This is a genomic window from Propionicimonas sp. (genome assembly GCF_049840635.1).
Classification (GTDB): domain Bacteria; phylum Actinomycetota; class Actinomycetes; order Propionibacteriales; family Propionibacteriaceae; genus Propionicimonas.
This window is the reverse complement of sequence record NZ_JASGKL010000005.1, coordinates 2401456-2416148: the sequence shown is the minus strand read 5'-3', so window position 1 is coordinate 2416148 and position 14693 is coordinate 2401456. Positions and strand designations below refer to the sequence as shown.

Below are 14693 nucleotides of genomic sequence, written 5' to 3'. Positions count from 1 at the left end.
CCGTCCATCGTGCCGGACGACGCGAGGAGCCGAGGCGGTAGACTCTGCGGGTTCCCTCACGATCCGGAGTTCCCGCATGCCCGCACGCGCAGACCTGCGCAACGTCGCCATCATCGCCCACGTCGACCACGGCAAGACCACCCTGGTGGACGCCATGCTGTGGCAGTCGGGCGCCTTCCGCGAGAACCAGGACGTGAACACCCGCGTCATGGACTCGATGGACCTGGAGCGTGAGAAGGGGATCACGATCCTCGCCAAGAACACCGCGGTGGACCACGTCATGGCGGACGGCCAGCAGGTCACCATCAACATCATCGACACCCCCGGGCACGCCGACTTCGGCGGCGAGGTCGAGCGTGGGCTGGAGATGGTGGACGGGGTCCTGCTGCTCGTGGACGCGTCCGAGGGCCCGCTCCCCCAGACCCGGTTCGTGCTGCGCAAGGCGCTCGCCAAGAACCTGCCGATCATCGTCGTGATCAACAAGGTCGACCGCGCCGACGCCCGGATCGCCGAGGTCGTCGACGAGGTGTACGCGCTGTTCATGGACCTGATCGACGACGACGCGGCCCACCACCTCGACTTCCCGATCATCTACTGCGCGGCGAAGGCCGGGCGCGCGTCCCTGGAGCAGCCCGAGGACGGCGGCATGCCCGACTCGCCGAACCTGGAGCCGCTGTTCAACCTGATCACCGACACGATCCCCGCGCCGGTCTACACCGAGGGCGCGCCGCTGCAGGCCCACGTGACCAACCTGGACGCGTCCCCCTACCTCGGCCGGCTGGCGCTGTGCCGGATCGTCGAGGGCACCATCACCCGTGGCCAGACCGTCGCCTGGTGCCGCCACGACGGGACGATCACCAACGTCCGGCTCTCCGAACTGTTGATCACCAAGGCGCTGGAGCGCGTCCCCGCCGACGAGGCCGGGCCGGGCGACATCGTCGCCATCGCCGGCATCCCCGAGATCACCATCGGCGAGACCATCGCCGACCCGGCCGACCCTCGTCCGCTGCCGCTGATCCACGTGGACGAGCCGTCCATCTCGATGACGATCGGCATCAACACGTCCCCGCTGGCCGGCAAGGTCGGCAAGCTGCTCACCGCCCGGCTGGTGAAGAACCGCCTCGACACCGAGCTCGTCGGCAACGTGTCGATCCGCGTCAACAACACCGAGCGTCCCGACACCTGGGAGGTGCAGGGACGCGGTGAGCTGCAGCTGGCCATCCTGGTCGAGATCATGCGGCGGGAGGGCTTCGAGCTGACCGTCGGCAAGCCGGAGGTGCTCACCCGGACCATCAACGGCAAGCTGCAGGAGCCCGTCGAGCGGCTCACCGTCGACGTCCCCGAGGAGCACGTCGGCACGATCTCCCAGCTGATGGGCACCCGCCGCGCGCGGATGGAGCAGATGGTCAACCACGGCACCGGCTGGGTGCGCGTCGAGTACGTCATCCCGGCGCGCGGGCTGATCGGCTTCCGCACCGAGTTCCTCACCGAGACCCGTGGGACGGGCATCATGCACCACGTGTTCGAGGGCTACGAGCCGTGGGCGGGCGAGATCAAGACCCGCCTCACCGGCTCGCTGGTCGCCGACCGGCTCGGCACCGTCACCGGCTACGCCCTGTTCAACCTGCAGGAGCGCGGGACGCTGTTCGTCGCGCCCGGCGACGAGGTCTACGAGGGCATGATCGTCGGCGAGAACCCGCGCCAGGAGGACATGGACGTCAACCCGACCAAGGAGAAGAAGCTGACCAACGTCCGCTCCTCCACCGGGGACGAACTGGAACGCCTCATCCCGCCGCGCCGGCTCAGCCTCGAGCAGTCGCTGGAGTTCTGCCGCGGCGACGAGTGCCTCGAGGTCACCCCGAAGGACGTCCGCATCCGCAAGGTCGCTCTGGACGCCAACGAGCGCGCCAAGCAGCGGAGCCGCGACAAGCGCTCCTGAACCGATAGGAACCGTCCCCATCGTGCCGCGCGGTACGAGGGGACGGTTCTTTCGGACCCGGCACGAAGGAACCGTCCCCGCGGACCCGGCACGATGGGGACGGTTCCTAACGTGCCGCGGCGGACGCGGGCGGCGCGCACAGGCGGGGTCGGTAGGGTGCGCGCATGGCGTTGCCGGTGCTGACCGCCGAGGAGCAACGGATCCTCGGGTGCCTGCTGGAGAAGCAGAAGACCGTCCCCGCGAGCTACCCGCTCACGCTCAACTCACTGCGCCTGGCCTGCAACCAGACCTCCAGCCGCGACCCGGTGATGGACCTGTCCGAGCGTGACATCCAGGACGCGGCCCGCGCGCTCAAGGACCGCGGCCTGCTGCGGCTCGTCTGGGCCGGCGCAGGGTCGCGGACGGTGAAGTACCACCAGTTGGTCGACGAGGTGCTCGAACCCGCCGACGACGAGCGTGCACTGCTCACCGTCCTGCTGCTGCGCGGCGCCCAGTCGGCCGGCGAGCTGAAGACCCGTACCGACCGGCTGCACCCGTTCGCCGACAAGGCCCACGTCGAGGCCAGCCTGGCCCGGATGGCCACCGCGGACGAGCCGCTCGTGCGCGAGGTCCAGGTCCAGCACGGACGCGATACGCGCTGGATCCACCTGCTCGGACCGGTCGCGATGGCCGCCGAGGTCACCGCGCCTGCCGCCGACCTCGAGGCCGTGCTCGCCGACGGCGCCCAGGCCAGGGACGCGAAGGTCGTCGCCGCCTACGACGCGGCGGCCGCCGCCTACTCCGATGCCCTCCTCGACGAGCTGATCGACAAGCCGTTCGACATCTGGCTGCTGGAGCGCATCGCCGCGCAGGCCGGCGGCCCGATCCTCGACCTCGGCTGCGGCCCCGGCCAGATCGCGGCCTTCCTCGCCGACACCGGCGCCGACGTGCACGGCCTCGACGCGTCCGCCGGCATGGTCGAGCAGGCCAGGGCCAACTTCCCCGACCTCGACTTCACCGTCGGCCGCTTCCACCAGGTGCTGCGACCCAGGGACGCGGCCGCCTGGGGCGCGATCGTGGCCTGGTACTCGTTCGTCCACCTCGCGCCCTCCGAGATCGCGCCGACCCTCCGCGCGGTCGCCGACACGCTCCGTCCGGACGGCACCCTCGCCTTCGCCGTCCACCTCGGCGACGGCGTCCGGCACGCCGACGACCTCTTCGGCGTCCCCGTTGACCTCGACTACGTGTGCGCCGACCGCGGCCAGGTGCTGGCCGCGGTCACGGCCGCAGGGCTGGAGCTCGCCGAGTGGTACGTCCGCTCCCCCGTGCCGCAGGAGGCGCAGACCGAGCGCCTCTACGTGCTGGCCCGGCGGCCGTAGCGGCCGGGCTCAGGGCTGCCCGATCACCCGCTGCGGGTCGTCGGTGGACGGGGTGGGCCGCCAGCCCTTGAGGGCGTCGACGCCGGCGACCAGCACGGCCAGGCCGAACTCGAACCGGTCGTGCCCGTTCCCCGCCAGCAGGAACGGCGTCATGGCGCGGATCGTGGGGTACACGTCGGCGGGCAGGCTGGTGAAGTAGTCGCCGAGCCGGCTGACCACCGCCTGCTCGCTGTTCATCCAGTCGCTGTGCTTGCCCCGCTCGTACCAGATCGAGTCCTCCACGGCGACGGCGGTCGGGTAGAGGGTGAGCAGGTCCACGCACAGTCCGGCCATCTCCGGCGTCATCCCTCCGGCGACACAGATCCTGAGCACCCGCTCCGAGCACCGCAGCGCGTTCGGTCCGAGCGGGATGTGCGCCATGTTGACCAGCGCGATGCCGGGGTGCCGCCCCAGGGCCTCGTAGATGCTCCGCAGCCCCTCCTTCAGCTGCTCCTGCCACCGGTCGGGCTCCGGATCGGGGAAGTGCACCTCGGCGAACACCGCGTCCAGCATCAGCTCGTGCAGGTCCTGCTTGTCCCGCACGTGGGCGTACAGAGACGCGGGACCGGTGCCCAGCCGCGTGGCGACGGCCCGCATCGTGACCGCATCGATGCCCTCGGCGGCTAGGAGCTCCAGCCCGGCGGCGACGATCGCGTCCGTGCTGAGCCGGCGCCGCCGGACGCGGTCCCCGGCCCACTCCGGAGCCCAGGCTCCCTTCGGGTGTGGCATGGGCCCACAGTACTTGACGCGAACATCGTCCGCGTTGTAGAACAACATTCGTAATAACGAACGTTGTTCGTTGAAGGAGGGCATCATGGACACCACCATCCCGGGCGCGACCGCCACGGCCGGCACGCCCCACCGCTGGCGCCGGCTCGCGCTCGCCACCGTCCTCGGCGCGGAGATCATGGACCTGCTCGACTCGACCATCGTGAACCTCGCCGCGACGCCGATCGAGAAGGACCTGGGCGGCGGCGCCGGCACGATCCAGTGGGTCGTCGGCGCGTACACCCTCGCCTTCGCCGTCGGCCTGGTCCTCAGTGGACGCCTCGGCGACCGGTTCGGACGCCGCCGGCTGTTCCTGATCGGGACGGTCGGCTTCACCCTGGCCTCGCTCGCCTGCGCGACCGCCCACGACCCGTCCGTCCTGATCGCCTCGCGCGCCGGCCAGGGCCTGATCGGCGCGCTGCTGATCCCGCAGGGCTTCGGCCTGATCCGGGAGGTCTTCCCCGCCTCCGAGCTCGGCGCGGCGATGGGGAGCTTCGGGCCGGTGATCGGCCTGTCGTCGGTGGTCGGCCCGCTGCTCGGCGGCGCGCTGGTCAGCGCGGACGTCTTCGGCCTCGGCTGGCGGGTGATCTTCCTGATCAATCTGCCGATCGGTGCCCTCACGTTGTGCGGCGCCCTGCTGTTCATCCCCGCCCGCCCGGGCGACCCCGCCCTGCGGATCGACCCGGTCGGCGCCGCCCTGCTCGGGCTCGCGTCCCTGCTGCTGGTCTACCCGCTGATCGAGGGCCCCGGACGCGGGTGGCCGTGGTGGACGTTCGCGCTCGTCGCCGGCTCGGTGGCCTGCTTCGTGTGGTTCGGCCGGAACGAGCGGCGCAGCAGCGCCCCGGTGATCGAGCCGACGCTGCTCCGCAACCGTGCGTTCCTCGGCGGTGTCGGGGTGATCACGCTCGCGTTCGCCGCGATGATCGGCAACACCCTCGTGTTCAACACCTACACCCAGTCGGCGCTCGGCTACACCGCGCTCCAGGCCGCGTTCGCCGGCTCGGCGTACGCCCTCGGCATGGCGGTGGCGGCGGCTGCGGGCAGCGCGGCGCTGCTGCCGCGGCTCGGCCGCCGGCTGCTCGCGCTGGGGTTCGCCCTGATGATCGTCGGGGCGGGCCTGCAGCTGCTGACGATCCACGCGGCCGGCAGCAGCGCCCAGCCGTGGGTGTTCCTGCCGGCCGGTTTCGTGTTCGGCGTCGGGAGCGGGTTCGGCCTCGTCCCGGCCTTCTCCGTCGTGCTGGGCGGTGTCGCGGACCGGGAGGTCGGGTCGGCGTCCGGCCTGATGAACGCCCTCCAGCAGCTGGGTGGGACGCTCGGCGTCGCCGTCTGCGGCAGCCTCTACTTCTCGTTCCTCGCGCTGGGTCCCGTGGCCGCGGTCCAACTCGCCGCCGCGGCGGCGGTCGTGTTCCTGCTCGGCGCCCTCGCCCTGGTGCGGACGCTGCCGCGCAGCCCCCGGCCGGAAGCGCCCTGACCTCACAGGCCGGCGAGGAACTCCTCGACCTGCGCGGTGATGAACGCCTCGGCCTCCGCGCGGCTGACCGTCGGGACGCCGTCGCCGGACTGGGGGCCGTAGCGACCGAAGAACGCGTGGACCGAGCCCGGCACCACGACCTCCGTGGCGTCGGAGGGCAGCAGCGCCAGGCCGCCGGTCACCTTCGCCGCATCAGCCACGCCGTCGTTCTCCGCCCGCAGGACCAGCGCCTTCAGGTTCGCGGACGCCAGGCTCGACCCGTCCGGCGGGTAGGCGGCCTCCAGGATCAGCCCGGCCGCGGGCTGGCGTCCGGCGGCGAGCTCGTTCGCGAGGTACTGCGCGGCCATCGCTCCGCCGAGCGAGTGCCCGGCCAGGACGACCTTCTTGCCCGCGCCGTAGTGGGCGATCAGGGCTGTCGCCCTGTCGATGCCGGTGACGGCGAGGTCGAACGCGAACTCCGGGATGACGGTGGTGTAGCCGGCAACGGCGAGCTCACGGGCCAGCCACTCGTACGCCTGCGGACGCACCAGGCCGCCGGGGTAGAACACGACCAGCACGTCCCGTTCCGCGGTGCCGGACGGCGGCCGGGCCACGATCACGCGGCCGCCGACGTCCTCGACGGTGGGCGCGACGGCGGCCGTCGCGGTGTCGCTGACCGCGTCCTGGCCGACCAGCAGCGGGCCGCGGAACAGGATCGGCCACGCCCAGCCGACGCCGAAGACCAGCGCGAGCACCAGCAGCAGGCCGAGGCAGCGCAGCACCCGTCGCACGGCTCAGCCCCGTCCGAGCCCGGGCTCGGGGCGCCAGTGCAGCCCCGCGTCCGGGGACACGATGAGCTCCTGGGACGCGGCGATCCCGTCGACGACCAGCTCCGCGTCCGGTGCGAGCGTCCGCTTGAGCAGCGCCAGTCCGACCGGACCGAGCTCGTAGTGCCGCTCGGAGCTGCCCATCCGGCCGACCGCGCGGCCGTCCAGCAGGACGTCGGCGCCCACGGGCGGCAGCCGGTCGACGCTGCCGTCCAGGTGCAGCAGGGTGAGCCGGCGCGGCGGCCGGCCGAGGTTGTACACGCGGGCGACGGTCTCCTGGCCGGGGTAGCAGCCCTTTCGCAGGTGCACGGCAGGGCCGAGCGCGTCTGCGTCCGGGTTGGCCAGCTCGTTGGGGATCGTGCGCTCGTCGGTGTCGACGAAGATCCGGGGCGTGCCGGACGCGATCCGCACCGCCTCCATCGCCCAGATCCCGGCGCGCGTGTCGCCGAGGACGCCGTCCACCCTGTCGCGGGAGACAACCGAGGGCGCACCGCCCGGCGGCAGCACCAGCGCGTACTCGTCGCCGACATCGGCGATCTCGACGCGGGCGGCGAACACCATCCGCCGCAGCCAGGCCAGCAGCGGCTCGAGGTGGCCGGGCTCGGTGTGGCACCACAGCGTGGTGCCGTCGTCGAGCGCCCCGAAGACGTGGGTGAGGTGGCCCTGCGCGTCCAGGATGTAGGCGACCGTGGGGACGCCCGGAGCCAGGGACGCGAAGTCCTGGCTGCTGATGTCGTTCAGCCAGCGCAGCCGGTCGGCGCCGGTGATCGTGAACACCGGCCGGTGCGACAGGTCCACCGACGCGCGGTCGGCGACCAGCGCCCGCTGCTCGCGGAACGGGTCGCCGTAGTGCCAGGTCGCGCCCGCGTCCGGACCCTCGACGAGCTTCATCGGCGCTCGAGCTGTGCCCACAGGTAGGGCTGGAGCTCCTCGTCCTCCGTGGCCCGGTCGAAGGAGAACAGCAGGCGCCCCTCGACGTTGCCGTACAGGCGGCGTCCGGCCGTGTAGGCGACCTTCGCGTCCCTGGTGCGCGCGACGGCGTCCGTGACCAGGTCGAGCCGGCCCGGCTGCACCTTTCCGAACCAGATCTCGGCGAACCCGTCCGGCGAGCACATCACCACGTCGACCGTGCCGTCGGCGAGCGGACGCCAGAAGCCGGTCTCCATGAACAACGGCTTCGTCGGCGTCCCGTCCTCGTCGGTCTCGAACGCCTGGCACAGGTAGTGCAGGTAGTCCTCACCGTTGTCGGCGAAGTCGACCTGGAGCGCGTAGCTGTGCTTCTCGATCCCGGGCCACTGCCGGTAACCGGTGCCCTCCCAGCGGCCGCGCAGCCAGGCGATCCCGATCAGCGCCGGGTTCAGGTCGGCCGGAATCTCGAACGCCATCTCACTCCCCTCCTCGTCCGCGCAGCAGCGCGAAGATGCCGAACCCCGCCAGCACCACGAGGACCAGGCAGGCGGTGAACACCACCACGCCGGTCACGGAGAGCGGGAGAAGCACCCGTCGAGCATAACCGCCGGGCTCGGCGACCTGTTCCCGCCGGCGCCCGCCCTGGTGCTTGGATAGGGCCGTGCGAGCGGTGGTGCAGAGGGTCGGCGGGGCGAGCGTGAGCGTGGCCGGCGAGGTCGTCGGCGCGATCGAGGGCCCCGGGCTGCTCGTCCTGCTCGGGGTCACCCACACCGACACGGCCGCGATCGCCGACCGGCTGGCGGAGAAGACCTGGCAGCTGCGCATCCTGGACGGTGAGCGCAGCTGCGCGGACCTCGGCGCGCCCCTCCTCGTGGTCAGCCAGTTCACGCTGTACGCCGACACCCGCAAGGGCAGGCGTCCGTCGTGGAACGCCGCGGCGCCCGGTCCGGTCAGCGAGCCGCTGGTCGCCGCCTACGTGGACGCGTTGCGCCGCAGGGGCGCCGAGGTGCGGACCGGACGCTTCGGCGCGCACATGGAGGTGTCGCTCGTGAACGACGGCCCGGTCACCCTCATCCTCGACGTCGACGCGTAGGCCGTCCCTGCGTCAGGCGGCGCGGCACAGGTTCGCGGGCCAGTATTGTTAGCGCTGGTCATCCGCTGAGACAGCCGTTCGGGAGGTGGACGTGGCGCAACTGCTGCTGGTCAGCAACGAGGTCGCCGGTGGCACCCCCGCCGAACGGTCGCTGCCGGTGCTCGCGCTGCTCTCCCACGACATCCTCGGCGTCGCCGCCGACACCCAGGCGCTCACCGAGTCGGCCCGCTCCGACCTCGTGGTGCTGGACGGGCGCGCCGACCTCGCCGGCGCCCGGATGATGGCCCGGCTGTTCCAGTCCTCCGGCTCGACCGTCCCGCTGCTGCTCGTGCTCAAGGAGACCGGGATGGCCGCGGTCGCGTCCGACTGGGGCCTGTCCGACCTCGTCCTGGAGTCGGCCGGCCCCGCGGAGTTCGAGGCCCGGATCCGGCTGCTGGTCAGCTCGGCGGCCAACGACGGGCTCATCTCCGCTGGCGGCATCGTGATCGACGACGCGGCGTACTCCGTCATGCTCAACGGCGACCCGCTCGACCTCACCTACACCGAGTTCGAGCTGTTGAAGTACCTCGTCCAGCACCCCGGACGCGTGTTCAGCCGCGAGCACCTGCTCGCCGACGTCTGGGGCTACGACTACTACGGCGGCACCCGGACGGTCGACGTCCACGTCCGGCGGCTGCGGGCCAAGCTCGGCCCCGAGCACGAGGCGCTGATCGGCACCGTCCGCAACGTCGGCTACCGCTTCTCCCCCGACACCAGCCGCCGCTGAGTCGGCCCCGACGTCGACCCGACCCACCCGGGCGCCCGACCGACCCGGCACGTCCCACCCGTCCCACCAGCCCGGTTTGCGGCGCGAACCGGGGACGCGGGCGCCATCTCGTCGATCGCCACGGCGTTCAACCTGGCCGGTTAGCCTGACAGACGTGTGGACGAACCGACTCACCGCCACCCAGGCCCAGCAGGTGCTGGCTCTCGCCGAGCGCGCGGCCGCGTCCGACGGGACACCGCCGCTCAACGAGGAGGCGCACTTCGCCCTCTCCGACGATTCCGCCCTGCACCTGCTCGAGGGCGACGACGACCTGCGCGGCTACCTGCAGTGGCACCCGGGGCACCGGACGGCGCAACTGGTCGTCGACCCGGCGCGCCGGCGGCGCGGGATCGGACGCGGGCTGCTCGACGAGCTCACCGCGGCCGCCGGGGACGAGTGGGCGGCCTGGGCCTTCGGTGACCTCCCGGCCGCCCGGGGCCTCGCCTCGGCCCTCGGGCTCGCGCCGAGCCGTGGACTGCTGATCATGGAGCGCGGCCTGGCCGGCGTCGAGCCACCCGTGGTCCCGGACGGGCTCACGCTGCGCGGCTACACCGACGCCGACGCGACGGAGCTGCTCGCCGTCAACGCCGCAGCGTTCGCCCACCACCCCGAGCAGGGCGCGCTGGACGCCGACGGCCTCGCCGCGCGCATGTCGGAGCCCTGGTTCGACCCCGAGGGGCTCATCCTCGGCTTCGACGCGGACGGCCTGGCCGGCTTCCACTGGACCAAGCAGCACGACGCCCGGACCGGGGAGGTGTACGTGGTCGGCGTGGCCCCGCGGACGCAGGGCAGGGGCTATGGGAAGGTGCTGCTCCGGGCCGGCCTGGCCCACCTGCGCGGACGCGGAGCTGACCACGTCCTGTTGTACGTCGACATGGCCGAGCCGGTAGCGGTAAGAATGTACGAAAGCGCGGGGTTCCACGTCGCCCACCGCGACGTCCTCTACGCGCACGAGCACGGGTCCGTGCAGAAGCAGGAGCAGCCATGACGTCCGTCGACGAGGAAGAGGACACCTTCGAGCTGGACGGTGCGGACCTTCCGGCCGACCGGTTCTCCGACCGGGAGCTGTCGTGGCTCGCCTTCAACAACCGCGTGCTCGACCTCGCCAAGGACGCGAAGCGCGTCCCGCTGCTGGAGCGCGCGAAGTTCCTGGCGATCTTCTCCTCCAACCTCGACGAGTTCTTCATGGTCCGGGTCGCCGGTCTCAAGCGACGCCTCGCCGCCGGTGTGGCCGTGGCCAGCAGTTCCGGCCTGCTGCCCAGGGAGCTGCACGACGCGATCCTCTCCCGCACCCGCGAGCTGGTCACCGAGCAGGCACGCGTGTTCGCGGACGAGATCCGGCCGGCACTGGCCGAGCACGACATCCGGATCCTGCGCTGGGACGAGCTCACCGAGGACGAACGCCGGCAGATGACCGACCTGTTCGAGAACCGGATCTTCCCCGTCCTCACCCCGCTGGCCGTCGACCCGTCGCACCCCTTCCCGTACATCTCCGGCCTGAGCGTGAACCTCGCCGTCCTGCTGCGGAACCCGGTCACGGGGGTGCGACAGTTCGCCAGGGTGAAGGTGCCCACGATCCTGTCCCGGTTCGTGCCGCTGGGCGGGGGCCGGTTCGTCCCGCTCGAGGACGTGATCGCGCGCCACCTCGACCAGCTGTTCTCCGGCATGCAGATCCTCGGCCACAGCACCTTCCGCGTCACCCGCAACGAGGACGTGGAGGTCGAGGAGGACGACGCGGAGAACCTGCTCTTCGCCCTCGAGAAGGAGCTGCTCCGCCGCAAGATCGGACGCCCTCCGGTGCGCCTCGAGGTCGAGGACGACATCGACGAGGTGATGCTCGACCTGCTGGTCAGCGAGCTCGACATCAGCGAGAAGGAGGTCTTCCGGCTGCCCAGCCCGCTCGACCTGCGCGGGCTGTTCTCGATCGCCGACCTGGACCGGGAAGCGCTGCTGTACCCGTCGTTCCTGCCCAAGACCCATCCCGAACTGGCCGAGGTCGAGACCGCCCAGCCCGCGGACCTGTTCGCCGCACTGAAGAACCGCGAGGTGCTGCTGCACCACCCGTACGACTCGTTCGCGACCTCCGTCCAGCGGTTCATCGAGCAGGCTGCCGCCGATCCCGCGGTGCTGGCGATCAAGCAGACGCTGTACCGCACGTCCGGCGACAGTCCGATCATCGACGCCCTGATCGAGGCCTCGCAGGCGGGCAAGCAGGTGCTGGCCCTGGTCGAGATCAAGGCCCGTTTCGACGAGCAGGCCAACATCGCGTGGGCGCGCAAGCTGGAGAAGGCCGGCTGCCACGTGGTCTACGGCATGCTCGGGCTGAAGACCCACTGCAAGCTGTCCCTGGTCGTCCGCGAGGAGCCGGCGGGGCTGCGCCGCTACGCCCACATCGGCACCGGCAACTACAACCCCAAGACCGCCCGGATGTACGAGGACATGGGCCTGCTCACCTCGAACACCGTGATCACCGACGACGTCGCCCGGCTGTTCAACCACCTGTCCGGGATGGCGCAGGAGACCCACTACAAGCGGCTGCTGGTGGCGCCGCACGGCGTCCGGCGCGGGCTGGTCGAGAACATCAACACCGAGATCCTCAACCACAGGAAGGGTCTGCCTGCCGGCGTCCGGATCAAGGTCAACTCGGTCGTCGACGAGGCGGTGACGGACGCGCTGTACCGGGCGTCCCAGGCCGGCGTGCCGGTCGACCTGTGGGTGCGCGGCATCTGCTCGGTGCGTCCGGGCGTGCCGGGGCTCAGCGAGAACATCCGGGTACGCAGCATCCTGGGCCGCTTCCTCGAGCACAGCAGGCTGTTCTGGTTCGCGAACGGCGGCGACCCACGGGTCGGGATCGGCTCGTCCGACCTCATGCACCGCAACCTCGACCGCCGGGTCGAAGTGGTCGTGGGGCTGAACAACCCCAAGCACATCGCCCAGATCGAGGGCCTGTTCGACCTCGCCTTCGACGAGGGCACCGCGTCGTGGTGGCTCGAGGGCGACACGTGGACGCAGCGCACGCTGGACGCCGGGGGCGAGCCGCTGCTGGACATCCAGGAGCACCTGATCGCCACCATGGGCCAGCGCCGGGCCGTCGAGCGGTAGGCGATGGCGAGCACTCCGACGAAGCGGATCACCGCCGCCGGCACGGTCACGCTGCGCACCGGTGCGGACGGCGGGCAGGAAGTGCTGCTCGTGCACCGTCCGCAGTACCGCGACTGGAGCCTGCCCAAGGGCAAGATCATGGCCGACGAGTACCTGCCGGGCTGCGCGGTGCGGGAGACCCGCGAGGAGACCGCGGTCTCGGTCGACCTCGGCGTGCCGCTGGACCCGATCAGCTATCCCGTCGACAGCGGAGCCAAGAAGGTCTACTACTGGCGGGCGTCCGCGGTGAAGGAGCGTCCGCACACCCCCGACGACGAGGTCGACGAGGTCGCCTGGCTGCCGGTCGCACTCGCCATGGACGTGATCACCTACCACGACGAGCGGCCGGTGCTGCAGCAGGCGCTGGAGCTGCCGACATCCACGCCGCTGATCGTGGTGCGGCACGCGAAGGCGATGCTGCGTTCGAACTGGTCGGGACGCGACCAGGCCCGTCCGCTGGACGAGCGGGGACGGCGACAGAGCCGGCTGCTCGTCCCGCTGCTGGAGGCCTACGGGGTGCGCAAGCTTGCGTCCTCGACCTCGGTGCGGTGCCAGAAGACGCTGCAGCCGTACGCGAAGGCGCAGCGGCTCGAGGTCGACGGCTGGACGACGCTGTCGGAGGAACAAGCGGCCAAGGACGCCAAGGCCGTCTCGACGCTGATGAAGCGGCTGGTGAAGCAGACCGCGACCGGCGGCGTGCCGACGGCGATCTGCGGCCACCGTCCGGTGCTCCCGCTGATGCTGGAGGCGATCGGGGTGCCCTGGCGCTCGCTCCAGCCCGGGGCGGCCGTCGTCGCGCACCTCGGCCCCGACGCCGACGTCGTCGCCGTGGAGTTCCACAAGCCCCGGATCTGAGGTTCCCCCACTCGGTGGGTGGAGTTGCACGGTCCCTGAGGAGCGGTGGGGCGAGGAACGAGCCCCGCCGCGTCACGAAGGGCCGCCGCCGGGATGACGCCCCTCCCTGTCATCCCGGGCTTGACCCGGTATCCCCGGAAGAACACCGTCCGCACCCGACAACGAGATCCCGGCCTTCGCCGGGATGACGGGGTGGAGGTCGTTGCGGGATCCCGGCCGCCGCCGGGATGACGTCCCCTCCCTGTCATCCCGGGCTTGACCCGGGATCCCCGGAAGAGCACCGTCCGCACACACCACGAGATCCCGGCCTTCGCCGGGATGACGGGGTGAAAGTCGTTGCGGGATCCCGGCCGCCGCCCGGATGACGTCCCCTCCCTGTCATCCCGGGCTTGACCCGGGATCTCCGCGTCCGGGCCGAGCGTCCTCAGGCGGACGGAGCGGCGGCGCTGGCCCGGACGACCAGGCGGGGCTCCAGGACCAGGTGTTGCGTGGACGGGGCCCCGGTCTCGATGAGGTCGAGGAGCAGGCCGACGCTGAGCCGTCCGATCTCGTCGAAGTCCTGGCGGATCGTGGTCAGGCCCGGGCTGAAGAACTCCGCCTCGGGGTCGTCGTCGAAGCCGACCAGGCTGACGTCCTCCGGGCAGCGCAGGCCGAGTTCGTGCATCGCGTGCAGCGTCCCCAGCGCCATCGCGTCGTTCGCGACGAAGATCGCGGTCACACCGGGGTGGGCCAGCACCTCGCGCGCCGCGGCGTACCCGGACGCGGCGGACCAGTCGCCGGCGACCACCGGCGTCTCGGACGCCCCCGCGGCGACCAGCGCCTCCCGCCAGCCAGCGACGCGTTCCGCGCTCTCGTACCAGTCCTCGGGACCGGAGATGTGCCACACCGTCCGGTGCCCCAGCTCGAGCAGGTGCGCGGTCGCCTGGCGCGCACCCCTGCGGTTGTCGACCGTCACCAGCGGGTACTGCCCCGGGACGCCGGCATGGATCGCCACCAGCGGCAGGTCAGGTGAGCGGTCGAACAGGGCCGCCTCCGACATCAGCGGCTGGAGCAGGATCACGCCGTCCGTCGAGCGCGATCGCAGCAGGCTCACCCCGGTCTCCACCGCGGTCCGGTCAGGGTGGGTCAGGTGGGTGATCGTGACCGAGTAGTCCCGGGCGCTCGCAGCCTTCTCGATCCCGCCCAGCGCCGCCCTCGGCCCGTACAGCGTCGTGTCGACCGTGAGGACGCCGATGCTGCGGGACCGACCGCTCGCCAGGCCGCGCGCCAGCATGTTCGGCCGGTAGTCGAGGGCTGCCATCGCCTCGTGGACGCGGGCCCGCGTCTCGGCGGCCACCTTCGCGTGCCCGTTGATCACGCGGGAGACCGTCATCGTGGAAACCCCGGCCATGCGTGCGACGTCCGTGAGCGTCGCTGCCCGGTTCCCCGAAACGCCGCCCGCAACGACGTCGTTCATGGGTGTTAGCGTATTACACCGCGTCGCCGACCACCCGGGACCGGCGCGCACGG

General features: G+C 71.7%; 13 protein-coding genes. 8 read left to right on the top strand and 5 right to left on the bottom strand.

What is annotated here, in order from left to right; genetic code table 11:
- Positions 1-76 precede the first annotated feature (76 nt).
- Positions 77-1939, top strand: coding sequence for a translational GTPase TypA (gene typA, locus QM779_RS16760; protein WP_428537622.1), 1863 nt, complete (start codon positions 77-79; stop codon positions 1937-1939).
- 164 nt (positions 1940-2103) lie between these two features.
- The gene (locus QM779_RS16755) at positions 2104-3297 is read left to right on the top strand and encodes a DUF480 domain-containing protein (protein ID WP_428537619.1); all 1194 of its coding nucleotides are present in this window, start codon (positions 2104-2106) and stop codon (positions 3295-3297) included.
- A gap of 9 nt (positions 3298-3306) precedes the next feature.
- On the opposite strand, the gene QM779_RS16750 is transcribed toward QM779_RS16755, so the two are convergent.
- Positions 3307-4065 (bottom strand): TetR/AcrR family transcriptional regulator, encoded by a 759-nt coding sequence (locus QM779_RS16750; protein WP_428537616.1) that lies wholly within the window; start codon positions 4063-4065, stop codon positions 3307-3309.
- An 85-nt stretch (positions 4066-4150) separates the two neighbouring features.
- Between QM779_RS16750 and QM779_RS16745 the strand changes: the two genes are divergently transcribed.
- Entirely contained in the window at positions 4151-5575 is a 1425-nt protein-coding gene (locus QM779_RS16745) for an MFS transporter (RefSeq protein WP_428537613.1), read from the top strand.
- A gap of 2 nt (positions 5576-5577) precedes the next feature.
- Here the strand turns inward: QM779_RS16745 and QM779_RS16740 are convergent, their stop codons facing one another.
- Genes QM779_RS16740 through QM779_RS16730 form a run of 3 tightly spaced genes read right to left on the bottom strand, consistent with a single transcriptional unit; the run spans position 5578 to position 7766 of the window.
- A complete protein-coding gene (locus tag QM779_RS16740) occupies positions 5578-6345 on the bottom strand; it encodes an alpha/beta hydrolase (protein ID WP_428537610.1) in 768 nt (255 codons plus the stop codon).
- A 3-nt stretch (positions 6346-6348) separates the two neighbouring features.
- Positions 6349-7272, bottom strand: a complete 924-nt coding sequence (locus tag QM779_RS16735; protein WP_428537607.1) for a YgfZ/GcvT domain-containing protein — start codon at positions 7270-7272, stop codon at positions 6349-6351.
- Positions 7269-7766, bottom strand: a complete 498-nt coding sequence (locus tag QM779_RS16730) for an FABP family protein (protein WP_428537604.1) — start codon at positions 7764-7766, stop codon at positions 7269-7271. Before QM779_RS16730 ends, QM779_RS16735 begins: the two co-directional genes overlap by 4 nt.
- Before the next feature lie 185 nt (positions 7767-7951).
- Here QM779_RS16730 and dtd point away from each other — a divergent pair, with 185 nt between their 5' ends.
- The 5 genes from dtd (at position 7952) to QM779_RS16705 (ending at position 13184) form a co-directional block, all read left to right on the top strand.
- Entirely contained in the window at positions 7952-8383 is a 432-nt protein-coding gene (gene dtd / locus QM779_RS16725; protein WP_428537601.1) for a D-aminoacyl-tRNA deacylase, read from the top strand.
- Positions 8384-8474: 91 nt separating this feature from the next.
- Positions 8475-9149 (top strand): winged helix-turn-helix transcriptional regulator, encoded by a 675-nt coding sequence (locus QM779_RS16720; RefSeq protein ID WP_428537598.1) that lies wholly within the window; start codon positions 8475-8477, stop codon positions 9147-9149.
- A 154-nt stretch (positions 9150-9303) separates the two neighbouring features.
- Entirely contained in the window at positions 9304-10176 is an 873-nt protein-coding gene (mshD, locus tag QM779_RS16715; protein ID WP_428537595.1) for a mycothiol synthase, read from the top strand.
- The gene (locus QM779_RS16710; protein WP_428537592.1) at positions 10173-12290 is read left to right on the top strand and encodes an RNA degradosome polyphosphate kinase; all 2118 of its coding nucleotides are present in this window, start codon (positions 10173-10175) and stop codon (positions 12288-12290) included. The genes mshD and QM779_RS16710 overlap by 4 nt, the downstream gene beginning before the upstream one ends.
- Positions 12291-12293: 3 nt before the next feature.
- Positions 12294-13184, top strand: coding sequence for an NUDIX hydrolase (locus tag QM779_RS16705; RefSeq protein ID WP_428537589.1), 891 nt, complete (start codon positions 12294-12296; stop codon positions 13182-13184).
- Positions 13185-13608: 424 nt separating this feature from the next.
- Here the strand turns inward: QM779_RS16705 and QM779_RS16700 are convergent, their stop codons facing one another.
- On the bottom strand, positions 13609-14640 hold the full coding sequence (locus QM779_RS16700; RefSeq protein ID WP_428537586.1) for a LacI family DNA-binding transcriptional regulator: 1032 nt from the start codon (positions 14638-14640) through the stop codon (positions 13609-13611).
- Positions 14641-14693: the final 53 nt, after the last annotated feature.